The sequence below is a fragment of the Pseudidiomarina xizangensis genome, from assembly GCF_052541995.1.
The window spans coordinates 203,658-226,846 of record NZ_JBOBQA010000002.1; the positions used below are offsets into that span (position 1 = coordinate 203,658).

Genomic DNA, 23,189 nt, shown 5'->3' on the forward strand with positions numbered 1-23,189 from the left:
AATAAAGGTAAAGCGACTGGAAAAAGCTAGCGCTTCGTATTATTCTGCGAAAAGACCTAGGGGAAAACTGGTTTTCCGCCGCGCTAACTTCAGGAAGTATATGAAGGTATTAACTATAAGAATGGCAGGATTTCTTAAACAGCTGCCACGACGTCACCAACTATTATTGTCGGGAGTTTGTCTTGCGACGCTAATTGTCATGTTGCTGCCATCTGAGCCAGCGACAGCGTCGCGTAATACCTCTGATCCAAAACTGGCTGACCAGCAACTAATTCTCGGTGAACGGCTTGAAATCCCCGTCCAACTCAAGGACCAAATTACCGCACCCGCAGCACAATCTGTGCAACTTAAACCGGCCGCGGATCCAACTGCTGCGGCTGACACCGTTGCCGTGCAAGAGCCAGTGGTACCTTCAGTTCAATGGAATGGTTACGAAGTAAAGCCAGGGGATAGCCTGGCCCGTATCTTTGACGTTATGGGCTTTTCGCCGCAGCAACTGTATCGGCTGACGCGCGACCAACAAGCCAATAAATACCTGCTAAAAATCCATCCGGGCGATACCTTGCGTTTTGCTAAAAACGCCGATGGCGCGCTGTTGCAGCTCGCTTATCAAATCAGCCCTATTGATACCCTCATTGTTAGCCAAACAGAAAAAGGCTACGCCAGTGAAATCGATACCAAACAGGTGCAGATTCAAGAAGCCTTTGCTTACGCGGAGATTGAATCAAGCTTTTGGAATGCGGGGATTAATGCTGGCCTAACCGACAACCAGATTATGAGTATCGCCAATATTTTTGGTTGGGATATCGATTTTGCTCTCGATCTGCGTAAGGGTGATGAGTTTTCGGTGATTTACGAAAAAGAATATGTTGATGGCGAATTTGTTGGTTATGGCCGCGTGCTGGCTGCCGAATTTGTTAATCAAGATCGCAAATTTCAGGCGATCTTGCACAGCAATGGCGACTACTACGCCACCAACGGTAATGCTATGCGTAAATCGTTTTTACGCTCTCCGGTGAAGTTTACCTATATCAGTTCAAGCTTTAACCCACGTCGTCTACATCCAGTAACTGGGCGCGTACGGCCGCATAACGGCATCGATTACGCTGCCAATGTTGGTACCCCGGTCATGTCTTCTGGTAGCGGCAAAGTTATCGCTAGCGCTTACAATAATTTGAATGGCAACTACGTGTTCATTCAACATGGTGAGCGTTATGTCACCAAATACCTGCATTTGAGCAAACGTGCGGTAAAACGCGGTGATCGCGTCAAACAGGGTGATTTGATTGGCCGTGTCGGCGCAACCGGACGGGTCACCGGAGCCCATTTACACTATGAATTTTTGGTCGACGGGGTACATCGCAACCCACGTACGGTGCAATTCCCTCAGGCCGAGTCGTTAACCGCAAGCGAAATGCCCGAGTTTAATGAAATTGCTGAACTGCGATTGGCTATGCTGGCGGACAACAAGCGCGTTTATTTGGCCATGCGGTGATTATGAGCGATGAGCTCTATATTGGTCTAATGTCAGGCACCAGCATGGACGGACTTGATGCCGTGCTGGTCGACTTCAGTGCGGCGCAACCTCAGCTACTGCAGCATTACTCCCAGGCTATTCCAACTGACCTTAAGGTCGAGCTACAGCAGTTATGCAGTCCCGGCAATAACGAACTGCACCGGCTGGCGACAGCTGATCGGCAATTTGCTGAATACAACGCTGAAGTTGTTATGAAACTGCTCGAGCAGACAAATCTCAGCCCCCAGGCTGTTGCTGCCATTGGCAGTCATGGACAAACCGTTCGCCACATACCAAATGCCTTAACCCCGTACACGATGCAACTTGGCGATCCAAACACGCTGGCAGCACTCACTGGCATACCTGTCGTGGCCGATTTTCGGCGTAAAGATATCGCTTTAGGCGGTCAGGGCGCACCATTGGTACCCGCATTTCATGAAGCTTTGTTCCGCCAGCGTATCGCCCAGGGCAGTTCTGCCGCGGTGCTTAACCTCGGTGGTATTGCTAACATTACCATTTTGGCGGGCGATGGTAGCCATGTCAGCGGTTTTGATACTGGCCCCGCTAACACCTTGTTGGACCTTTGGTATCAACTGCAACACCCTGATTCTGAAGTGGGCTACGACGCCGCAGGTGAGTATGGAGCGAGTGGTAAAGTCCTCGATCAGCTCCTTGCCGCCATGCTTGCTGACGACTACGTGCAACAGGCGCCACCCAAAAGTACCGGGCGTGAGTATTTTAACTACCCTTGGTTGCTCGGTTATCTTGAACACTATGGCGAAACGGAAAACGCTTGGAGTGCTGAAGATATACAGGCAACTTTAGTGGAATTTACCGCCGCAACAGTGGCGAAAGGCTTAAAGCAAAGCGCAAAAACACCTATTGGTAAGGTTTTTGTTGCTGGTGGAGGGGCGTTCAATAGCCACCTAATGGCTCGATTAGCCGCGCACTACCCGGAAGCTAGCTGGCACAGTGTTAAGGCCTTAGGTGTCGATCCACAGCATTTGGAGGCGATGGCCTTTGCCTGGTTAGCGCGCCAGTTCATGTTACGCCAACCCGGCAACTTACCAGCAGTGACGGGCGCTAGCCGCGCCACTGTACTCGGGGGGCTGTTCCTTCCTTAAACTAAGCTTTAGATCAGGCACCCAACTTGGCAAAAGCATCTCGGGTAAGATTTTCATTGTTACCATCCGCACCAACAACAATACTGTCTTCTATCCGCACTCCGCCGTAGGGACGCAGTTCCGCGATTCGATCCCAATTCAGCTCTTTAGCGTCGGCATGTGCTTCTAGCAATTGATCAACCACATAAAGCCCCGGCTCGATGGTAAAGACTTGTCCTGCTTCTACCGGACGCAGTAAACGCAAGAATGGATGACGTGCATCGCGGTCAAAGCTATCACCACGATCATTGCGCAGGAACCCACCGACATCATGCACCTGAAGGCCGATAAAGTGGCCGAGACCATGCGGAAAGAATGCGCTGCTGAACCCCTGCTCATAAATACTTTCCGCTGAGCCCTTAACAAAACCGAAGTCACTTAAAATTTGCGAAACCTTCAGGTGTTGCGAAACATGCAGTTGGTAGTAATCGACGCCAGGTTTGATTTCACTTAGCAAGTCTTGCTGTGCGGTGTCCATCGCTGCCACTAAATCGGCAAAAAAACCATCTTCCCGCGCGTAAGTACGCGTAATATCGGCACAGTAACCGCGGTAAGTCGCGCCAGCATCAATCAAAAAAGAACGGCTTTCAGCCGGAGCCTTGGTTTCATAAACATCATAATGCAAGATAGCGCCGTGCTCGTTCAGACCAACGATGCTGTTGTACGGTAACTCGCTCTCGCGAAAATTAATTTCCGCAAGATACGCATGATGGATTTCTAGCTCGCTTTTACCGGCCAGAAACGCATCACGAGCAGCCAAATGAGCGCGCGTGGCAAGTTCATTGGCTACGCGCAAGCTTTCCAGTTCCCAATCTGTTTTGATGGCACGATGAAAATGTAAGTGATCAAGCAACGCTTGTGGGTTGCGTGATTTTACCTGCCAGCTGGCGACAGGCTCGGCAAAGTCCTCACCGACAAAGGCGGCATCATAAAGCTTACTGCCAAGCCGCGAAGTTAATTGCGCCAGGTCATCGATAACCACCAGCTCGAAATGCTTTTGCCATTCAGCCGGCTCAATAGTGACAGGTGCATGCCAAAAATCGCGCGCCTGAAAGAGGAACACTATCGGCTTTTGCCCGCGTTCATAAAAAATAGCACTTTTTGGGCTTTCAGTTACCGGCAGCCAATATTTGAACAGGGGGTTCACTTTGAACGGCGCAGGGTTATCATCAAGAAAGGCCACTCGTGGTTGGCCCGCGTAAACTAATACTGAATCGAAGTTGGTTGCAGCCAGCGCCGCGTCAAAACGCGCTTGCACTGTCGCTATATGTGCCGCATAAGAACTCATAGAATACCTCCCCTGCAAATGAAGAAGGCATTCTAACGTAAAGCTAGCAGGAAGGCATCACTCGCAGATTCACGAGCCATGAAATTAGCTTAAACTGCGAAGCTTGCGCCGCAACCGCAAGTGGTGGTTGCATTGGGGTTATCAACGAAGAAACGCGCCCCTTGCAGGCCTTCTTCGTAATTGACCGTACCGCCAGCCAAATATTGCAGACTCATCGGGTCAACAACCAGGATGACACCGTTTTTTTCAATTTCCATATCGCCTGCGTTGACCTTCTCATCGAACGTAAAGCCATACTGAAACCCAGAACAACCACCACCTGTTACGTACACACGCAGCTTCAACGCAGGATTTTCTTCATCTGCGATCAGGTTTTTTACTTTATTTGCTGCTGCCTCAGTAAATTGGATAGGAATTGCTTGCGCTGCATCAGTCATTCGTTTACTACCTCCGATGATTAGGACCCTATTTTCTCGTACCTGAGTAAAAGGGTCAAGTATTGCCGACGGGAGACTGCGCCAGCTCGCTCCATAAAAACGTGCGTTCCAGCAAAGTATTTCCTGTGCCCTGTAAATTCACCCGTACATCAATACTTTCCGGCTCAAAATTGTCAGGCAAGCGAAAGCTTCCGGTTTGCACTTTAAAGTAACGCATGCTGAATTCTTTTCCGCCAACAGGTAGCTCAGCTAACTCAAACAGGTCGAGCGCAACCTTATTGCCATTCAACAGACCATTTAAGGTTAAACCTAAAACGCCTTTAACCCCGCCCCGCTGCCGATCGGTCTGCACGATTGCAAGACGAAATTGATAGTGCCCCGGTTGACGCAATGCAAGCAAGTCCAATCCATCGACCACGACGCCTTGCGCTTCAAGTTCAGGCGCCATGATTTTACGAAAGAACGCGAGTTCTCGCTTCAATGCTAATATTTCGTCCTGTCCGGCGGTAAGTACCTGCTCCAATTCCTCACTGGCCGCACGCTCGATACCTAATTCAACTTCAGCAATATGTTTTTCATAATCCAGCGTTTCGGCTTGCTCATACAACCGCTCAACCCGCTGCTCAAGTTCGTTAACGCGTTCTGCTAAATACCAGTTCTGCCCCACCCCGAACAGGTACCCTAAGATCAGTGCGCTAATTGTAGCTACGGCGATTAGACCAAACTTTTGCTTCTCATTCATGGCTGCTCTTCTTATCATGGGACGCACGCTATGCTACGCAGCTTAAAAGGAATAGACAATGACTTTACTCTGGGTGAAAGCCCTGCACATCATTTTCATGGTGGCTTGGTTCGCCGGAATTTTCTATTTGCCGCGCTTGTTCGTCTACCACGCACAAACTGATTCTGCTGAAGTCAGTGCGCAGCTAAAAATCATGGAGCGCCGCCTGCTGTATTTTGTTACGCCCTTCGCAGTATTGACGCTGGTTTTTGGCGTTTGGTTAATTATCGCTTATGGCAGCGCATGGTTTGCTGCTAGTGGCTGGATGCATATTAAATTATTGCTGGTCGCGTTCTTATACGGTTATCACTTGTATTGCTTCAAGCTACTGGCTGATTTCAAACATAACCGCAACCGGCGCAGCCACAAATTCTATCGTATTTTTAACGAGATCCCGGTGCTTACGTTGTTCGCTATTGTGTTGCTGGCAATACTCAAGCCATTTTGATCGCGAAGATTCTTTTTGCTGCCGCTATCTGCTAGTATAGCGGTCCAGTGTTTGATCAACTTTTCGCTACTCATTGAGGCTGCAACACATGAACTTCACTGGCGCCAACATACTCTCTGTTGACCAATTTAACCGTGACAGTATCGACGACATATTTACCGTAGCAGATCGCATGTTGCCCTATGCACGACGGCAAAAGCGTACCCGCGTGCTCGACGGTGCAATTCTCGGCAACCTGTTTTTCGAACCCTCCACACGTACCCGCGTAAGCTTCGGCACTGCTTTTAATTTGCTTGGCGGCGAGGTTCGCGAAACCACAGGCATGGAGAGCTCAGCTTTGGCGAAAGGCGAGTCACTTTATGACACTGCCAGGGTTTTAAGCAGCTACAGCGATGTTATCGCCATGCGTCATCCAAAATCCGGGGCGGTCGCCGAGTTTGCTGAAGGCAGTCGTGTTCCGGTCATCAACGGTGGCGACGGTGCCAACGAACACCCTACGCAAGCTTTGCTGGACCTCTACACCATCAAAAAAGAATTGGCCTATCATGGGCATCTGATTGACGGTATGCATATTTGCATGATGGGCGACCTCAAGTTTGGCCGTACGGTACACTCGCTATCACGATTACTGGCACTGTACGATAATGTCCGCTTTACCCTGATTTCACCCCGCGAACTAATGATGCCCGATAGCGTCATGGCCGTGCTTAGCAATGCAGGCCATAAGGTGACTGTTACGGATCAAGTTAGTGGCAGCTCCGACGCCGATATTATCTATCAAACCCGGATTCAACAAGAGCGTTTCACTTCACCGCAAGAAGCAGATCAGTACCGTGGCAAGTTCCGCCTGAATAGCGAGATTTACACCAAACATTACAAACCTAACACCGTTATTATGCATCCTTTGCCGCGCGATTCTCGCGCCGAAGCGAATGAACTTGATAATGATTTGAACCAAAATCCTAATTTGGCCATATTTCGTCAAGCAGACAATGGTGTACTTATTCGAATGGCGTTGTTTGCGCTTACCCTTGGCGTCGTTGATCAAGTCCAGAACTATGAATGTGAAGTCAACTGGTACAGCGACAAGCGCAACGTCTAACACACAGTAAAGAGGATCACGATGTCTCGATCTGAAGATTTATTTGCCCAAGCCCAGCTCGCCATTCCCGGCGGCGTCAACTCTCCCGTACGCGCCTTCAATGGAGTCGGTGGGTCACCTATCTTTATTGAACGTGCCGACGGCGCCTACATGTTTGATGCCGATGAGCAACGCTACATTGACTATGTCGGCTCTTGGGGACCGATGATTTTAGGTCATAATAACGCAGCCATTCGCGAAGCGACTCACGCTGCAGTGGAACGCGGTTTAAGCTTTGGTACGCCGACCTCCAGTGAAATCACCATGGCGGAAAAAATTAAAGCCTTAGTGCCATCCATTGAGAAGGTGCGTATGGTCAATTCGGGTACCGAAGCCACCATGACCGCAATCCGTTTGGCGCGCGGTTACACCGGCCGTGACAAAATTTTGAAATTCGAAGGCTGCTACCACGGCCATGCTGATGCCTTGCTGGTAAAAGCAGGCTCAGGTTTGCTGACGCTTGGCGTACCCAACTCACCGGGTATCCCGGAAGATTTTGCCAAACACACATTAACGGTGACCTTCAACGACCTCGACTCGGTCAAGGCAATCTTCGCTGAACATGGTAACGACATCGCTACTATTATCGTCGAGCCCGTGGCTGGCAACATGAACTGTATTCCACCCGCACCAGGCTTCTTAGAGGGCTTGCGTGAAATTTGTGATGACCATGGCAGCGTGCTGATTTTTGACGAAGTGATGTCTGGCTTCCGCGTTGCTCGCGGCGGTGCGCAAGAGTTTTATCAAGTAACGCCTGATCTGACCACGCTAGGTAAAGTCATCGGTGGTGGTATGCCAGTTGGTGCTTTTGGCGGTAAACGCGAGATCATGGATTACATCGCACCGGTTGGCCCGGTTTACCAGGCCGGAACTTTGTCGGGCAATCCAGTTGCGATGGCCGCTGGCCTTGCAGCCTTGTCACAGCTCGATGACGAACAGCTTTATCCGCAGCTTAGCGCCAAAGTCGAACGCTTGGTGACCGGCCTGCAAGAACGTGCTGATGCCGCTGGTATTCCGTTTACCACCAATAGCGCGGGCTCGATGTTTGGCTTTTTCTTCAGTACCGACGCTAAGGTCACCAGCTATGCCCAAGCCACTCAGTGCAACATGGAACATTTCCGCAAGTTCTACCACAGCATGTTGCGACAAGGGATTTATCTGGCACCATCGGCCTATGAGGCGGGTTTCATGTCGGCAGCGCATACGGATGCCGATATCGATGCAACCTTAGCAGCCGCAACCATCGCGTTTGCCGAACTAAATCCAGGCTAAAACACCTAAACTGGTGGTGAGAAGCTTAATCAAAGAGCTTCTCCCACCACGGACGTTTCTCAAGTTCTCCTGCACAATTCACCTGTTCCGGCAAGTTCTGCGGATACGCCGGGAAGCGTCTTTGTGTCGGACAGTCTAATGGAATCGCAACACCCGTTTCTGGATGGAATGCGGTCAGTTGCAAAGGTACCGGTGGTTCCGTAGCTAACGGTCGCACTCCCAGTTCAGTAAAAATTTCTGCCACCACCGGCAAAGCTCCTGAACTGCCGGTTAAATTTATTGGCTTATTGTCGTCGCGTCCTAACCACACGGTAACCAACCTGTCCTGATCGTAGGCCACAAACCAACTATCCCGATAGTCGTTTGTGGTGCCACTTTTTCCGGCAAGTGCATCGCTACCGAACAGCTGCCCCAGCGCTTTACCCGTACCTTCGTTGACCACACCGCGTAAACCATAATTAACCAAGGCAGTAGTGACTTCATCAAACACTTCATAGCCGGCGGGCGGACGACGTTGGTAAAATTCCACACCGCGATGGTCAGTGAGGGCTTGAATGGTCGCGTAACTGCGGTAGCGGCCCTGCTGCGCCCACACACCGTAGAGTTCGCTAATTTGCAGCGCTGAAAGTTCTACTGAACCAAGGGCGAGTGAGGGTACATTGGGAATCGGCGTATCGATTCCGGCGGTCTGCAATTTTTCGACGATGGCGGGAATGCCCACACTCATACCGAGCCTTACCGCGGGAATATTGCGCGACTGCGCCAGCGCATCATAGAGCATCAAGCTACCACGAAACTCGCCATCGTAATTATCCGGGCGCCAAATCGTGCCATCGGCCTCTTGTAATTCCATCGACCGGTCTTCCAAAATTGTGCCAAGGTGATAGCCGCTATTTTTTTGCAAGGCTAGTCCGTAAATGGTCGGTTTAATCAACGAACCAACTTGCCGAATGGCCATGGTGGCACGGTTAAAACCAACTTGCTGCGGTTGCCGATCACCGACTAATGCCACCAAACTGGCATCACTCGGTTCGGCAATCACCACTGCGGCCTGAAGTTCTTCAGATTTACTCAGCCGCGGCAATTGACTTGCAACACTGGCTTCTGCGATCTTTTGCGCCAAAGGATCAAAGTAAGTAAAAACACGCAGCCCCTGCTGGGCCCAATCCGCAGGTACATTCAACTGACTCAGTTCGCTCTTCACCTGCGCTAAGTAATGAGGCGCCCAGGTTTGTCCCACGCGCGGCCCTTTCGGTACCACCAACTGTTTATCCAGCGCAGCGATATAGGCCGGTTGCGATAACAAATCTTCACTAAACATTAACTGTAGAATCATGTCGCGACGCTGTTTAACGCGTTCAGGGTAGCGATGCGGATTGTAGTAGGACGGACCTTTAACAATGGCGACTAGCATTGCCATTTCGGCTGGCTCCAATTCCTCCACCGATTTACCAAAGTAGTAGCGACTCGCCAGCCCGATGCCGTGTATCGCTCTACCACCATCCTGGCCAAAGTAAATTTCATTAAAATAGGTTTCAAGGATCTCATTTTTACTAAACCGAAAGTCGATGATAAGTGCCATCAATGCTTCGTTGGCTTTACGCCAAACGGTTTGCGCTCGGGTTAGGTAAAGGTTTTTAACCAGCTGCTGGGTGAGTGTACTGCCGCCCTGTACAGTTTCCATGGCAACAATGTTCGCCAATGCCGCTCGGCCAATAGAGCTTAGCGAGACGCCGGCATGATGATAGAAATCACGGTCTTCGACCAGCAGCAGCGTTTCAATCAACAGATTGGGAACCCGTTCCAAGCCAACCAACAAACGATCTTCACCATTGTCGCCAGTGACCTGACCTAGCACCAGAGGATCCAGTTGAAACTGATTCAGCGGTCGCCCATCGGGCAAGCTCACAACGCCATTGACCCGGCCATTAGCAAAATTCACCCGTACACGTTGGGCCATTGCCGGACCGGAAGCAAAATCAAAAGGTCGACGGTGAATTTCAAGCTGATTGCCGTGGCGACGATAGCTGCCACTTTGCGATAAATCACTGGTTTCGAGATAACGTAACTGCTGCAACTCTGCCAGCACCTGCGACAACCGCAAAGGTGTAGTCGGCTCGAAAGTGAGCGAGCGCGCGTAAACGATTGCCGAGGCTTGATAACGCTCGCTGGCAAAACGCTTGGTCAGCGAACTATCGAGATAAATGGCGTAAAAACCAAGCGTAATGATCAACACGAGGATAAGCTTGGCCGAAGTCTTTAGCAAAAAACGCATCGGTATCTATGTTCCTATTTCAGAGACTCACTAGGATACTGTGCTTTTCAGTTATGTGTACCCTTTCGCCGATAATTTTCGCTAAATTTAAAGAAAGCGGTTGGTCTTACGCGTCGCTTGAGCTTGCTGTGGATCATCTGGCCATGGATGCTTGGGGTAACGGCCTTTCATTTCTTTTTTGACTTGCTGATAAGCATTCTGCCAAAAGCTTGCCAGATCGCTGGTGCGTTGTAGCGGTCGACCTGCCGGCGATAAAAGCTCGAGCGTTAACGTCACCTCGCCGCGACAAATCGTCGGCGACACTGGTGCACCGAATACTTCCTGCAGTTTTAGCGCGACACTGGCGTTGGTTGTAACATTAGCTGTCGCATTCGGTATGCCCTCGGCGCCATCAGTCTGGTAATGGATAAGGTGACGATGACCACTTGGTGCAAGCCAATGCTGTGGACAAAGTTCGTCGAGCAGCTGTCGCTGCTGATAATTGAGGCGCGCCAACAATGCCGACTTGGGTGACCAGCGTCGTAACTCGGCAAGGTTTTTGATCGGCTGCCAATAAGGTGCCGCCCAACCCGCTAGCTCATCAAGTAAAGCACGGTCACTGAAATCAGGCCAAGCTTGTCGTTCATGATCTGCCAGATGATTTTGCGCTAAGCGCAATCGTGCTAATAAATACGTCACTGACTGCCAATCGATGACATCGCTATTCTTCGCTTGCACATAGTCGACCAGCAACTGAACTCGCTCGTCATTACTCGGCTGTGTTCGCGCAACGCGCTGAGCAACCAATATAGCGCCAAGACGCTGTACTTCGACCACTTCAAACCGCTGTTTCGGGCCACTGAGCTGCAACTCTTGCTGCCATGCCAACGTCAATGCCGGATGCGCTAGATCAGCTTCTGTTAGCGATAATGCACAACCAATGATGGCATCGGTCTGTGCTTCGGTGAAATTCATGGTCAGCACCAGCAACCACTCGTCACCACGACGCGTATCGGCGTGATGAAATTTCCCGCCACCACCGTACGCCAACCGATAACTGGTGCCGTCGTTACTATTTTCGCCACGCCGCCGGGCAATGCGATCACCATACCCCCATAGCGCGAGCTCAGCAGCTGCAGAGCTTGTTATATCGGTTACTGATGGTTTTACCCGAAACTTCTGACACCAAAACTTCCAGCGCTTGCGGGTTTCGCCCTGCAGTTGTTCGGCGCGGAGCGGGAATTGCTCCGGCTGCCGCGGTGGGTGCTCAAGCTGGGCCAATAACAACGCAGCTTCGCCACGCCGTTGTTCATTAGCCTGTTCTACCGCAACAGCGATTCGTGCAATGCGTGGTTCGGCACCATAACTTGCAACCCGCTGACCTAAAGCGGTCAGATTGTCTTGCTCATCAACAATACCTAGAGCTTTTAACTGCTGGATGGCAACCTGTAAATGCACGGGGTTCGGTGGCGATAGGAATTGCATGTCTTGCAATTCAGAGCCCCAGCGTTTGGCCTCCAATGAGGCGCTACTGAGATCATCAGTTACCAGCGCAGGGTCATCGTAGTCGCGCATACTATGCTCGTCGCTTTGACTCCAGAGCCGATAACACTGGCCCGGACCTAGTCGACCAGCACGTCCAGCCCGCTGGGTCGCCGACGCTTTGCTAATACGCTGTGTTTGCAAGCGGCTGATACCATGCCGTGGGTAGAAAATAGAACGCCGTTCGCGACCACTATCGACCACCACATCAATCCCGGGAATGGTAAGACTGGTCTCGGCGATATTGGTCGCCAGTACCACCTTCTTCTGCCCTAACGATGGCTCGCGCAAAGCGGCTTGCTGGGAAGCTAAGGGTAATTGCCGGTGCAGTGGCAAAACTTCCGCCGGTAGCTGCAGGCGCTGGTGTAACTGATGGATCTCGCGCCAGCCCGGCAAAAACACCAATACACCACGCTCGGCTGTTTGTAAGGCTTCACTGATCACCTGGGCACAATGCGACAGCCAATCATGCCCCGCTTTCGGCGCACGGTGGTGCAGGGTAATCGGGTGTTGCCGCCCCTCACTTTGCAGCACCTTAGCATCACCCAACCAAGCGGCAATGGTTTCCGCAGGCAGGGTAGCAGACATAATTAGCACGCCCAGGTCCGGGCGCAAAGGTAAGGCTTCAAGTAGCATCGCCAAACCAAGGTCACTGAATAAATTACGTTCATGAAATTCATCGAACAGTACCACCGCAACATTGCTAAGCTCGGGATCATGCTGCAGGTACTGAACAAAAATACCTTCGGTGATCACCAGCAGTCGAGTCTGCGTCTGAAAACATTGTTCGCCACGGACGTGGTAACCCACGCTTTCGCCCACCGGTTCACCAAGTTGTTCCGCGAGATAATGAGCTATCGTGACCGCAGCCAAACGCCGCGGTTGTAGCAGCAGGATACGCCGTTGTTGCCAACGACCTTGTTGCAGTAAAGCTAAGGGTAGGTAAGTTGATTTGCCGGCGCCCGGCGGTGCCTGTAACACCAACTTCGCACCGCCAAGCTGCGCCAGAACCTCGGGAACTAGTGCAGCGACCGGCAGATCTGTTGTCTTCTTCACTTAGTCGCTGTGTGTGTGTAATAGCGCCGCAATGGTACGCATTCCCAGCGCTGTTGCGCCTGTTGCCCACATGGCGTTGGCACTGTTGTGGTAGGCGCCGGCAATATCGAAATGCAGCCAGCCTTTACCGTTATTTGGTGCAAAGCGTAACAGGAAGCCCGCCGCGTTACTCGCGCCACCAGCACCACCACCTTTTTGCGGTCGGCTGTTGGCACAATCGGCAAATGCCGATGGCGTATTTTCTTTATGCCAGTTATGTAGCGGTAGACGCCACAGGTTCTCGCGCTGTTTTGCCGCGGTCGCTAAGGCTTTATTTGCCAGCTCATCGTCGACGCTAAACAGCGCGTTATATTCGTTGCCTACGGCCATCTGCGCAGCGCCAGTTAAAGTGGCGGCATCCATAACTAACTTGGCTCCAACTTCACCAGCGTACTGCAGGCCATCAGCGAGGACTAATCGCCCTTCAGCGTCGGTATTCACAACTTCAACCGTGGTACCATTTTTGTAGGTAATCACATCACCCAGTTTGTAGGCAGTACCATCAATCAGGTTTTCCGCGCAGCACAGCACCAATTGCACACGCTTTTGCAAACCTTTTTGCATCGCCAGGCCAAGCGCGCCAGCGACGGTTGCCGCACCGCCCATATCGCATTTCATAGCCAACATACCTTCGCTCGACTTGATGCTGTAACCACCTGAGTCAAAGGTAATCCCCTTACCGACTAAGACGGCATCCACCGGAGTATCGTCTTGTTGGCTCGGGTTGTAATCAACGATGAGCATACACGGCTTATGCTTACTGCCGCGACCAACGGTATGAATGCCGATCCAGCCTTCGTCAAGCAGCTCGTCACCGGAGATAACCCGGGTGCTGACATGATCTGGTGCGATCGCTTGAAGTTTTTCAGAGACACGCTTAGCGAGCGATGCTGGATAAATATCCGCAGGTGGCAAGTTCGTCAGTTCCCGCGACCAGTTCACCAGTTCACGCATGGAACCCAAGGTTTCCGAGTCATTCGCCCACTGAATAGCGTTGGTGCTACGGGTGTCCGTATAGCCGTTGGCGAACGCCCATTGCCGTTCGAAATCCCAGTCGCTGCCTTGCAGCTGCACTTGGGTCACGCCCAGCGAATCAAGCTGACGTCCGGCTTTTTGAATCTTGCGTAAATTTTCGGCCTCATCGTCACTTACATAAATAGTTGCGCCCTGGTCGCCCATAATTACGGCGGCGCTCTTTTTCCAGCCAGCATCGGAGAATTCTTGCTTAACAATAAATACAGCTAATGCAGTAGACATGCTTTACAGCTCCCATTAAGGTTGCGAATCAATTTAATTCTATCGTATTGCAACTATATGAGGCTGGCAATGCAGTTTGACAACCCTTTGCGCGAGGCTTTTTTGGTCCGCCGTTACAAGCGTTTCCTTGCTGATGTCTACCATCCAGACTGGCCCGAACATCCAACGCCTGAGCAAGCATTGACGGTGCACTGTCCAAACACAGGCGCCATGACGGGCTGTGCCGAAGCAAGCATGCGGGTTTGGTTGAGTGACTCAAGTAACAGCAAACGCAAATATCGTTATACTTGGGAGCTTGCTGAAACGTTCTCTGGAGCGCGCATTTGCGTCAATACTCAACGCGCCAACGCCGTGGTTGGCGAAGCACTGCAGAACGCTTTATGCAAAGCCATTGGCCCGCTCGACAATTTACGTGCCGAGCAACGTTATGGTTACGACAACCGCCGGATTGACTGGTATGGTAACGACGCTCAAGGTCGACAAATTTTTATCGAGGTCAAAAGTGTCACCCTTGCAGAACAGCAGCAAGGTTACTTTCCCGATACGGTGAGCAAACGCGCAAGTGAGCACTTACATAATCTTATCGATATGACCGGTGACGGACACCGCGCCGCGGTGGTCTACTGTGTGCTACACAGTGATGTCACCAGTGTGCAGGCGGCCGAGCACTGCGACCCAGCTTATGCCGCATTAGCCGCTGAGGCTAAACAGCTGGGGGTTGAATTTTATGCGCTGGAAACAGATATCACCCCGCAGGGCATTTACGCTATCGGCGAATTACCCAGCAAATAAAATTGCGAAGGGGTCGGCTTTCTGATATATGTACCGACCTTTTTTGAAGATTCATCTCATATAGGAGATCCACAATGCCTCAAGGAACGCCCAAAAAAGCTCATGGCATTTTGGCACAAGCTGGCTTAGAACCTTATCAGGATAAGTCAAACGAAGAATATATGAACGAAAAGCAGCGCGCGCATTTCCGCAAAATTCTGCAAGTGTGGCGTAACCAGCTGCGCGAGGAAGTGGATCGTACCGTGCATCACATGAAAGATGAAGCGGCTAACTTTCCTGACCCGGTCGACCGTGCTGCGCAAGAAGAAGAATTCAGCATTGAATTGCGCACCCGTGACCGTGAACGTAAGCTAATAAAGAAGATCGAGAAAACGCTGCAAAAAATTGAAGCAGATGATTTTGGCTTCTGTGATTCATGCGGCATCGAAATTGGTATCCGTCGTCTTGAAGCTCGACCTACAGCTGATCTCTGTGTTGACTGCAAGACTCTCGCGGAGATCAAAGAGAAGCAAATGACCGGCGCCTAAAATGGCGACACGTCTCCCGTATTGCGGACGCTTTGCCCCGACCCCGTCGGGGCCTCTTCATTTTGGCTCATTGGTGGCCGCGGTTGCGAGTTACCTTGATGCTAAAGCTCATGCCGGCCGGTGGTTGGTGCGGATTGAAGACGTTGATAAACCGCGGGCCGTCCCCGGCGCCGCCAGCACTATTTTAACCCAACTCGAACAACACGGTCTGCACTGGGATGGCGAAGTTTGGTACCAATCTCAACGCGACTCTGCTTATCAAGATGCGCTCGATCAGTTGCACGCACAGGGCTTGACCTACTTCTGCACCTGCACCCGTAAACAAATTAAGGCACGCGGCGCGCATTACACTGGCTATTGCCGCGATCGTCAACGATCGGCTACCGGCAGTGCCGTACGTTTTCGCAACGACCATCCAACAACGCAGTTTAGCGACCGTATTCAGGACCATGTTAGTCTCGATTCGATGTTTGCGCGGGAAGATTTTCTACTGTTTCGACGTGATCAGCTTTATACCTATCAGCTTGCTGTGGTCGTTGATGATCACGCCCAGGGCGTTACCGATATCGTCCGCGGCGCCGATTTGTTGACGGCTACCAGCTGGCAACTCGCATTATGGCAACAACTAAGCCAACGCACACCGCGCTTCGCCCATGTCCCCCTGGCACTTGATCCAAGCGGCCGCAAGCTCAGTAAACAGAACCACGCACCAGCCTTAAATGCCAATAATGCCGCACAGCAACTTAGGACGGCGTTTGAGTTCTTAAAGCTAAGCGGGATCGAACCGGTAAGCTCGACCACAGAACTATTACAACAAGCAACCACCGCGTGGCGGGCAAAGTATCTTTCCTGATGCTTCAGTAACCGCTACAATACGCACTGTTATAGCCACACCAAAGGTTTGATTCGGGAGACAAAACTATTATCAAACGCATTAAAGCATTCGCCAAGAGGGCGCTGCGGCAGACCGAAACAAGTTCCGACTTACCTCGCAATATACTTGCGAAGCCTTTAATCATACCTCGTGATCAGCATCCGGTTTCGCGCAAGGATATCGCTGAGCCGGCGCTGAAGGTACTGTACCGACTGCACAATGCCGGCTATGAAGCCTATTTGGTTGGCGGTTGCGTGCGTGATCTCCTACTCGATATCAAACCAAAAGATTTTGATGTCGCAACGAACGCTAAACCTGAACAAGTACAAAAACTATTCCGCAACTGCCGCTTAGTAGGGCGCCGCTTCCGCTTGGCACACATCATGTTCGGTCGGGAAATCATTGAAGTGGCCACTTTTCGTGGCCACCACAGCGACGACGAAGAAAATGAACAGGCGCAGAAGCACGCCAAAAGTAACGACGATGGCATGCTGCTGCGCGATAACGTGTACGGCAGTATCGAAGAGGATGCCCAACGCCGCGATTTCACCGTTAACGCGTTGTACTACAACATCGCTGACTTCTCGATTCATGATTTTGCTAACGGTGTTCGCGATATCAACAACGGCGTACTACGAATGATCGGTGACGCGGAAACCCGTTACCGCGAAGACCCGGTACGTATGTTGCGAGCGATTCGTTTCGCCACCAAATTGTCGATGCGGATGGACCCTAGTGTGGCCGACCCCATCCGTAAACACGCGCAGCTATTGCAGAACATACCCGCAGCACGACTCTTCGAAGAATGTCTAAAGCTATTTACCGCGGGTAAAGCGCTGGCTAATTTCGAAATGTTGAGTGATTATCATCTGTTTCAACAGTTGTTCCCGCAGTTAAAAAACTACTTGAAAGCTCCCGAAGAAGCTCCTTATCAATTACTGCGACAGACCTTTGCAGATACTGATAAACGCATTGCTAAAGGCTTGAGTATCACTCCGGCCTATTTGTTCGCTGCACTATTGTGGTGGCCACTGCAAGCGCGGATGGAAGAGCTTATGTTCGAAAGTGGCTTACCACCTGTCGATGCCATGAATATTGCCGCAGCGGACGTGATTGGACGACAAATGCAAAGTGTCGCAGTGCCGAAACGCTTTACCATTCCGGCGCGTGAAATTTGGCAGCTACAGCAACGCCTCGAGCGCGCAAAAGGCAAACGGGTTAAATCATTGCTTGGCCATCCGCGTTTCCGTGCAGCTTATGATTTTCTACTATTGCGTAGTGCTACAGCGACGCCATTGGAACAGAAAAAGCTAAATCAACTTGCGCAGTTCTGGACCGATCAGCAGGAGCATGCTCCTGCGCCTGCAGCCACTCCGGATAACGAAGAGCAACCGACAAAACGACGCGGCCGTCGTGGTGGCCGGCGCCGCAAAAAACCGGGTAAACCAGCAAGCTCATGACAGAAGTCTATATTGCGCTGGGCGCTAATCTGGGCGACCCAGTAACAACTTTGCGAAAGTTGCTTGAGCATGTGCAGCAGCTATCCGAACTGAGTCATTGCCGTTGTTCCAGTTTTTACCGCAGCAAACCTATGGGACCACAAGATCAGCCCGATTATGTGAATGCTGTACTTTACGCTGAAACCGAGCTCGCCCCACTTGCCTTACTCGACTTCTTGCAGCAGCTGGAAAACGACTTTGGCCGAGTCCGCGGACGACGTTGGGGTGCACGTACGCTCGACCTTGATCTGCTACTTTACAGTCATCTCAAATTACAGCACGAACGGTTACAGGTGCCTCATCCAGGCCTTGCCGAGCGAGACTTTGTATTACTACCCCTAGCCGAATTAGCACCCGAGTTAGTGCTCCCGGATGGTCGCGCAATTGGTGATTTACTGGATGCAATTGCCAGTCATGACCTGGTAAAAATTACCTGATACAATCGAAGCATCTCTTATGCTTGGCGTTAAGGATCCCCCATGACCGCAACGACGATTGCCAAACTCGCTAAAATGAAAGCCGAAGGCGATAAAATTGCCTCATTAACTGCTTACGACGCTACCTTTGCTAAACTCTTCGCTCAATGTGGGGTCGACTTTATGTTGGTCGGTGACTCCTTGGGAAATACTATTTTAGGTGCCTCCAGTACGCTCCCGGTAACCACCGAAAATGTTGCGTATCATACACAAGCGGTACGTAACGGCGCACCTGATGCTTTTGTTATCGCCGATATGCCGTTCATGAGTTACGTCACTCCCGAACACGCCTGTATGGAGGCCGCGAAACTCATGCGTGCCGGCGCAAACATGGTTAAATTGGAAGGCGGTGACTGGTTGCTGGAAACCGTCCGGATGCTGGTCGAACGCAGTGTTCCCGTCTGCGCCCACTTAGGCCTGTTACCCCAATCAGTAAATATTCTGGGAGGCTACAAAGTACAAGGCAAAGAAGCCAGCGCGGCGGATAGCACAATACGTCAGGCTTTAGCGTTGCAAGAAGCAGGTGCACAATTGCTGGTTCTTGAATGTGTTCCTGCCTCACTGGCCAAACGCATTTCCGAGAAACTAACGATTCCAACCATTGGTATTGGTGCTGGTCCTCATTGTGACGGACAAATTTTGGTCATGCACGATATGTTTGGTCTGAACGGCGATTACTTACCCAAATTTGTGAAAAACTTTTTGGCAGAGGCGGGTGACCTCACTCAGGCGGTCGAGCTGTACGTGCAGCAAGTTAAGGAAGGCAGTTTCCCCGGTCCCGAACATAGCTTCAAAGGGTAACGTCATGCAGTTGTTTAACAGCCGCGAAGAGTTGCGCGCATGGCGACGCCAGCAAAAAGGTACACTAGCGCTAGTGCCCACCATGGGCAATCTCCACGAAGGACATCTAAAGCTTGTCGAAATCGCGCAGCAACACGCAGATCAAGTGGTTGTCAGCATTTTCGTTAACCCTATGCAATTTGGAACGAACGAAGATCTCGACAGCTACCCCCGGACGCTGGACGCCGACTGTCAGGCACTTGCCGAACGCGGGGTTAATGCGGTTTTTGCGCCACAGGTCAGTGACGTGTATCCTCGCGGGCTCGACGCTCAGACTTCAATTGAGGTACCACACATCTCAGATATTCTATGTGGCGCAAGTCGGCCCGGACATTTCCGCGGGGTGGCGACTGTTGTCGCCAAGTTATTCAATATGGTACAACCCGATGTCGCTATTTTTGGGCAAAAGGACTACCAGCAACTCCAGATTATTCGCTTGATGACGGAAGATCTAAGCTTTCCTGTGGAAATTATTGGTATGTCAACCGAGCGTGCGAGTGACGGACTCGCCTTAAGCTCGCGCAATGGTTATTTATCAACTTCAGAACGACGGCTAGCGCCGGTTCTTTACCAAGTACTGCAAAGTATCGCCCATGCCATTCAGCACGATAACATCGACCCCGAACAAGCGTTGGCCGAAGCGCGCATTGCCTTGCAAGAAAGCGGCTTCCGAATGGACTACCTAGAATTGAAACGGCAAGACGATTTGCAACCTGCCACGGCTGACGATGAGCAACTGGTGGTGTTGGTGGCTGCTTATTTAGGCAGCACCCGACTTATCGATAACTTACCGTTTTCCCGCAACAACTAACTGTTGCGGGACAGTAAGCCCAGCTCGCGCATTTCTGTATGCAGAGCACCGCGCAGACCCATAGCCTGTTCGGCAATTTCACGTTGCTCTTGTAGTACATCCGCAAGCATCTCGTGCGTGGTCAATGGATTCGCCAATACCACACGAAATACCACCGTCGGTTCACGATGATAATGTGCCGGTGTTAATTTGGTACGCGACACAAAAGACTTGCCGGTCTCCCGTTGCCGTTTTTGCACAAAACGCGTGATGGCATTCAGATGCGGGGTCAGCCGTCGAACTTGCTCAGCAGTGGCATCTTCCAATGCCACTTTAACCTGCTTGGGTATAAATCTGTAGGTCAGCAAACACAGCTGCGGATCCGTTATCACTTCAAAGTCATTCTGCTGCCGGATGAGAGCCGCGAACTGCCTGGCCTTCTCGATACTCTTATCGATTAGTAATTCGTAACCACGGCGCCCCATTACATGCATGGCAGAATACACCAGCATTGCCATGCCCGCCCGCGAGCCTTCCATAGTATGCGCCCCTAGGTCTTTCGAACCATGCCGAATCACATACTCGGCATGGTGTTCGATGGCACGGACCATGCCCGGTTCTTTAAAAAGCACCATGCCGGCACCCATGGGCACATACATTTGTTTGTGCGCATCGATAGTGACACTATCGGCGCGTTCGATTCCGTTCAGTAGTTCACGATAGCGGGTCGACATCAAGGTCGCACCACCCCAAGCAGCGTCCACGTGAAAGTGGGCGCCGATCTCTGCTGCGTAATCAGCAAGTTCGGCCAATGGGTCAATGTGTCCAGTTTCAGTTGTCCCGGCAACACCAACAATGGCTAGCACCTTACCGCCATCCGCGGCAACCTTATCACAAGCCTCACGCAACTTATCAACGCGAATACGGTTGTGATCATCGGTCGCAACCCCGATCAAGTTATTGCGTCCTATGCCAAGGATATCAGCCGCTTTCGCCAACGAATAATGTCCGCGTTCCGACACCATCACGGTTAGGCCTTTATAACCATAATGCGTAAGCCCAGCAGCAAAACCTTCTGCAGCGACACCGGCAAATCCTGGTTCTGGCTTGAGCAACAGGTTCCGCGCTACCCACAGGGCGGTAATATTGGCCACAGTACCGCCGGAGCACATCGCTCCGAGCGAGTGCTGAGCGCTATGCATCCAACGTTGATAAAACGCCTTATCACGACCGTAAACCAAATGATGCAGCATTCCCAAAACGTTGCGTTCAAGAGGGGTAAAGGCCTTCGAAGTCTCAATTTTTACCAGGTTCTGATTCAAACCAACCATCAGCTTAGCTAACGGCAATAAAAAATAGGGTAAGGCTGAGGTCATGTGGCCAATAAAACGCGGTGACGACGTGTGTACCGAATGTGCCACTAAGTTATCGAGTAGGAACTCAGTGTGGTCGGAAACGTAACGTGGTTGCTCCGGTACTTCGCTGTCTGAAAAGTTGGTTTCAATTTCATGTAATGGCTTCTCGCGCGCAACAATGTGCTCGCCAAGAAACCCCATCAGGTTCTCTGACAAATCCTTTTCGATCCGACCTAAGGTCGAATCTGGAGCTTCTGGCAGCGTAAAGATCTTTAGTAACGCTTCTTCACTCACTTCAGCAAAAACTTGATCACCCAAGAGCTTAACCCTTCTTATGTTTCGAGTGTTACGCGGGGCTAATTATTCTGCCTCGATGGCAGAAAAATAGCGACTATCCTCTGGCAGCGTAGCAGTTAATTGCCAAAGCTGCTGACCGCTATGTTGATACTTGCGCTCGAACGGCGTAATCGACTCGTGTCTCGCTAGTAATGGCTGCAAGGTTGCGGAACAGTTTACCAGCGCGAGACTGCTCGCCACTTCGGTCAAATAGGTTACCCAATTGGAGCGCATCACTAACTCCCCGCCCAATGCCATCACGTACGGCCATACGGGGCTGCCATGCCATCTGCGACTTAAGTGCGCGGCTTTCGGCCATGGGTTCGGATATAAAATATAATGCTGCTGCAGCTGCCAGTTTGCCTCAACCGCCAAGCGCCAGAAGTCTTGTAGATCGGCACGTACCAGTAAATAACGCTGCCCAGCTTCGCTCGTTTGACAGTTGGCATGACGCTGCAACCGATGGGCAGATTTATCTATCCCAATCACTAACGCATCAGGATTTTGCTGCGCCAGCCATGCTGTGCTCTCGCCGACCCCGCAACAGGAGTCCAAAATAACCGGTCCTTGCCAATCAGCAACAGCCTGCGCTGCCTGCTGAAAAGCTTCACGGTTGTGCTCCTGAATTGGCTTTTTGAAGGGTGAGCGCAGGTGCCGCATGACCACTTGGGTCAAATCCTCATGATTCCCATGCTGATTAGTAGTAACCGGACGCGATTCCATTGCACTCACGAACGGATACCCGTGCCACGTTGTAGCAAAGTGTAAGCAGTGAAGAAAAAGACCAGGTTGAAAGCAATAATCACGCTCAATGCGACAGTGATATTGACATCAGAGACGCCAAGAAAGCCATAGCGAAAGGCGTTGACCATATACAGCACTGGATTTGCACGGGCTACGGTTTCCCATATTCCAGGCAACAAGCTGACACTGAAAAACACCCCACCCAAGTAGGTTAGTGGGGTTAAGATAAAGGTCGGCACTATCGAAATGTCGTCAAAGGTCTTGGCATAGATCGCATTAATGAGTCCGGCCAGTGAGAAGAGTGTCGAAGTTAACACCACCGTCAGTACCAATATGCCCGCATTATTAATACTCACGTTTTCAACAAAGGTGAACGACACCAGGGTTACGATCACTGCTACTATCAGCGCCCGCACCAAACCACCACCGACATAACCAACAATAATCACCGGTGTTGATACTGGGGCGACCAGCATTTCTTCGATATTGTGCTGAAATTTTGCACTGAAAAATGACGATGCAACGTTGGAATACGAGTTGGTGATAATCGACATCATGATCAAGCCAGGTACGATAAATTCCATGTAAGGGCGGCCACTCATATCACCAATCCGTTCACCGACGATACTGCCAAAAATAACAAAATAAAGGGTCATGGTAATCGCAGGCGGCACCAGGGTTTGCACCCAAATGCGTAAGAATCGCGTACACTCTTTAATCCAAATCGTTTTTAGCGCAATAAAATTGAATGACGCCGTCATA

General features: G+C 51.2%; 21 protein-coding genes. 12 read left to right on the forward strand and 9 right to left on the reverse strand.

The genetic code is table 11. The features are described from left to right. Positions 1–121 precede the first annotated feature (121 nt). The gene (locus ACQ5ES_RS08330) at positions 122–1,495 is read left to right on the forward strand and encodes a peptidoglycan DD-metalloendopeptidase family protein (protein ID WP_445015754.1); all 1,374 of its coding nucleotides are present in this window, start codon (positions 122–124) and stop codon (positions 1,493–1,495) included. A 2-nt stretch (positions 1,496–1,497) separates the two neighbouring features. After that, positions 1,498–2,640: an anhydro-N-acetylmuramic acid kinase gene (locus ACQ5ES_RS08335; RefSeq protein WP_445015756.1), complete on the forward strand. Its 1,143-nt coding sequence runs from the start codon at positions 1,498–1,500 to the stop codon at positions 2,638–2,640. Between the two features lie 13 nt (positions 2,641–2,653). On the opposite strand, the gene pepQ is transcribed toward ACQ5ES_RS08335, so the two are convergent. The 3 genes from pepQ to ACQ5ES_RS08350 form a co-directional block, all read right to left on the reverse strand. Continuing rightward, complete coding sequence (pepQ, locus tag ACQ5ES_RS08340; protein WP_445015758.1) at positions 2,654–3,967, reverse strand: Xaa-Pro dipeptidase; 1,314 nt, start codon at positions 3,965–3,967, stop codon at positions 2,654–2,656. Between the two features lie 89 nt (positions 3,968–4,056). Further along, the gene (erpA, locus tag ACQ5ES_RS08345) at positions 4,057–4,404 is read right to left on the reverse strand and encodes an iron-sulfur cluster insertion protein ErpA (RefSeq protein ID WP_445015760.1); all 348 of its coding nucleotides are present in this window, start codon (positions 4,402–4,404) and stop codon (positions 4,057–4,059) included. Positions 4,405–4,459: 55 nt separating this feature from the next. Then, a complete protein-coding gene (locus ACQ5ES_RS08350; RefSeq protein WP_445015762.1) occupies positions 4,460–5,146 on the reverse strand; it encodes a DUF6776 family protein in 687 nt (228 codons plus the stop codon). Positions 5,147–5,204: 58 nt separating this feature from the next. Here ACQ5ES_RS08350 and hemJ point away from each other — a divergent pair, with 58 nt between their 5' ends. The 3 genes from hemJ to hemL all read left to right on the forward strand — a co-directional run bounded on the left by hemJ (position 5,205) and on the right by hemL (position 8,046). Further along, positions 5,205–5,633: a protoporphyrinogen oxidase HemJ gene (hemJ, locus tag ACQ5ES_RS08355; protein WP_445015764.1), complete on the forward strand. Its 429-nt coding sequence runs from the start codon at positions 5,205–5,207 to the stop codon at positions 5,631–5,633. A gap of 88 nt (positions 5,634–5,721) precedes the next feature. Then, positions 5,722–6,735: an aspartate carbamoyltransferase gene (locus ACQ5ES_RS08360; RefSeq protein WP_445015766.1), complete on the forward strand. Its 1,014-nt coding sequence runs from the start codon at positions 5,722–5,724 to the stop codon at positions 6,733–6,735. Positions 6,736–6,756: 21 nt separating this feature from the next. Then, complete coding sequence (gene hemL, locus ACQ5ES_RS08365; protein ID WP_445015768.1) at positions 6,757–8,046, forward strand: glutamate-1-semialdehyde 2,1-aminomutase; 1,290 nt, start codon at positions 6,757–6,759, stop codon at positions 8,044–8,046. A 25-nt stretch (positions 8,047–8,071) separates the two neighbouring features. On the opposite strand, the gene mrcB is transcribed toward hemL, so the two are convergent. From mrcB to pepB, 3 genes are all read right to left on the reverse strand, one after another. Continuing rightward, positions 8,072–10,321, reverse strand: a complete 2,250-nt coding sequence (gene mrcB / locus ACQ5ES_RS08370) for a penicillin-binding protein 1B (protein WP_445015770.1) — start codon at positions 10,319–10,321, stop codon at positions 8,072–8,074. Positions 10,322–10,408: 87 nt separating this feature from the next. Beyond that, positions 10,409–12,898 carry an ATP-dependent helicase HrpB gene (gene hrpB, locus ACQ5ES_RS08375; protein WP_445015772.1) on the reverse strand — a complete coding sequence of 830 codons (2,490 nt, stop codon included), beginning with the start codon at positions 12,896–12,898 and terminating at the stop codon, positions 10,409–10,411. Continuing rightward, positions 12,899–14,194 (reverse strand): aminopeptidase PepB, encoded by a 1,296-nt coding sequence (gene pepB, locus ACQ5ES_RS08380; protein ID WP_445015774.1) that lies wholly within the window; start codon positions 14,192–14,194, stop codon positions 12,899–12,901. It lies immediately after the preceding gene. Positions 14,195–14,263: 69 nt separating this feature from the next. On the opposite strand from pepB, the gene sfsA reads away from it, so the two are divergent. The 7 genes from sfsA to panC all read left to right on the forward strand — a co-directional run bounded on the left by sfsA (position 14,264) and on the right by panC (position 20,013). Continuing rightward, entirely contained in the window at positions 14,264–14,986 is a 723-nt protein-coding gene (sfsA, locus tag ACQ5ES_RS08385; protein ID WP_445015776.1) for a DNA/RNA nuclease SfsA, read from the forward strand. Positions 14,987–15,060: 74 nt separating this feature from the next. Further along, complete coding sequence (gene dksA / locus ACQ5ES_RS08390; RefSeq protein ID WP_445015778.1) at positions 15,061–15,513, forward strand: RNA polymerase-binding protein DksA; 453 nt, start codon at positions 15,061–15,063, stop codon at positions 15,511–15,513. Position 15,514: 1 nt separating this feature from the next. Next, positions 15,515–16,366: a tRNA glutamyl-Q(34) synthetase GluQRS gene (gene gluQRS, locus ACQ5ES_RS08395; RefSeq protein WP_445015780.1), complete on the forward strand. Its 852-nt coding sequence runs from the start codon at positions 15,515–15,517 to the stop codon at positions 16,364–16,366. Between the two features lie 143 nt (positions 16,367–16,509). Beyond that, on the forward strand, positions 16,510–17,847 hold the full coding sequence (pcnB, locus tag ACQ5ES_RS08400) for a polynucleotide adenylyltransferase PcnB (protein WP_445015824.1): 1,338 nt from the start codon (positions 16,510–16,512) through the stop codon (positions 17,845–17,847). Then, the gene (gene folK / locus ACQ5ES_RS08405; protein ID WP_445015782.1) at positions 17,844–18,323 is read left to right on the forward strand and encodes a 2-amino-4-hydroxy-6-hydroxymethyldihydropteridine diphosphokinase; all 480 of its coding nucleotides are present in this window, start codon (positions 17,844–17,846) and stop codon (positions 18,321–18,323) included. The genes pcnB and folK overlap by 4 nt, the downstream gene beginning before the upstream one ends. Positions 18,324–18,365: 42 nt before the next feature. Continuing rightward, positions 18,366–19,163, forward strand: coding sequence for a 3-methyl-2-oxobutanoate hydroxymethyltransferase (gene panB / locus ACQ5ES_RS08410; RefSeq protein ID WP_445015784.1), 798 nt, complete (start codon positions 18,366–18,368; stop codon positions 19,161–19,163). 4 nt (positions 19,164–19,167) lie between these two features. Further along, positions 19,168–20,013, forward strand: coding sequence for a pantoate--beta-alanine ligase (panC, locus tag ACQ5ES_RS08415; RefSeq protein ID WP_445015786.1), 846 nt, complete (start codon positions 19,168–19,170; stop codon positions 20,011–20,013). Here the strand turns inward: panC and panP are convergent. Genes panP through ACQ5ES_RS08430 form a run of 3 tightly spaced genes read right to left on the reverse strand, consistent with a single transcriptional unit; the run spans position 20,010 to position 23,188 of the window. After that, the gene (panP, locus tag ACQ5ES_RS08420) at positions 20,010–21,665 is read right to left on the reverse strand and encodes a pyridoxal-dependent aspartate 1-decarboxylase PanP (RefSeq protein WP_445015788.1); all 1,656 of its coding nucleotides are present in this window, start codon (positions 21,663–21,665) and stop codon (positions 20,010–20,012) included. The two genes, panC and panP, sit on opposite strands and share 4 nt — an antisense overlap. A gap of 42 nt (positions 21,666–21,707) precedes the next feature. Then, positions 21,708–22,415, reverse strand: a complete 708-nt coding sequence (gene trmB / locus ACQ5ES_RS08425; protein ID WP_445015790.1) for a tRNA (guanine(46)-N(7))-methyltransferase TrmB — start codon at positions 22,413–22,415, stop codon at positions 21,708–21,710. Continuing rightward, positions 22,412–23,188, reverse strand: coding sequence for an ABC transporter permease (locus ACQ5ES_RS08430; RefSeq protein WP_445015792.1), 777 nt, complete (start codon positions 23,186–23,188; stop codon positions 22,412–22,414). Before ACQ5ES_RS08430 ends, trmB begins: the two co-directional genes overlap by 4 nt. Position 23,189 lies beyond the last annotated feature (1 nt).

Excerpts from the sequence above, each read along its gene's own strand:
- ACQ5ES_RS08430 (WP_445015792.1), bottom strand. The coding sequence starts at position 23,188 with ATGACGGCGTCATTCAATTTTATTGCGCTAAAAACGATTTGGATTAAA.
- panC (WP_445015786.1), top strand. The coding sequence starts at position 19,168 with ATGCAGTTGTTTAACAGCCGCGAAGAGTTGCGCGCATGGCGACGCCAG.
- mrcB (WP_445015770.1), bottom strand. The coding sequence starts at position 10,321 with ATGCGTTTTTTGCTAAAGACTTCGGCCAAGCTTATCCTCGTGTTGATC.
- pepQ (WP_445015758.1), bottom strand. The coding sequence starts at position 3,967 with ATGAGTTCTTATGCGGCACATATAGCGACAGTGCAAGCGCGTTTTGAC.
- hemJ (WP_445015764.1), top strand. The coding sequence starts at position 5,205 with ATGACTTTACTCTGGGTGAAAGCCCTGCACATCATTTTCATGGTGGCT.
- folK (WP_445015782.1), top strand. The coding sequence starts at position 17,844 with ATGACAGAAGTCTATATTGCGCTGGGCGCTAATCTGGGCGACCCAGTA.
- pepB (WP_445015774.1), bottom strand. The coding sequence starts at position 14,194 with ATGTCTACTGCATTAGCTGTATTTATTGTTAAGCAAGAATTCTCCGAT.
- ACQ5ES_RS08350 (WP_445015762.1), bottom strand. The coding sequence starts at position 5,146 with ATGAATGAGAAGCAAAAGTTTGGTCTAATCGCCGTAGCTACAATTAGC.
- hemL (WP_445015768.1), top strand. The coding sequence starts at position 6,757 with ATGTCTCGATCTGAAGATTTATTTGCCCAAGCCCAGCTCGCCATTCCC.
- erpA (WP_445015760.1), bottom strand. The coding sequence starts at position 4,404 with ATGACTGATGCAGCGCAAGCAATTCCTATCCAATTTACTGAGGCAGCA.
- sfsA (WP_445015776.1), top strand. The coding sequence starts at position 14,264 with ATGCAGTTTGACAACCCTTTGCGCGAGGCTTTTTTGGTCCGCCGTTAC.
- gluQRS (WP_445015780.1), top strand. The coding sequence starts at position 15,515 with ATGGCGACACGTCTCCCGTATTGCGGACGCTTTGCCCCGACCCCGTCG.
- ACQ5ES_RS08360 (WP_445015766.1), top strand. The coding sequence starts at position 5,722 with ATGAACTTCACTGGCGCCAACATACTCTCTGTTGACCAATTTAACCGT.
- panB (WP_445015784.1), top strand. The coding sequence starts at position 18,366 with ATGACCGCAACGACGATTGCCAAACTCGCTAAAATGAAAGCCGAAGGC.
- dksA (WP_445015778.1), top strand. The coding sequence starts at position 15,061 with ATGCCTCAAGGAACGCCCAAAAAAGCTCATGGCATTTTGGCACAAGCT.
- ACQ5ES_RS08335 (WP_445015756.1), top strand. The coding sequence starts at position 1,498 with ATGAGCGATGAGCTCTATATTGGTCTAATGTCAGGCACCAGCATGGAC.
- ACQ5ES_RS08330 (WP_445015754.1), top strand. The coding sequence starts at position 122 with ATGGCAGGATTTCTTAAACAGCTGCCACGACGTCACCAACTATTATTG.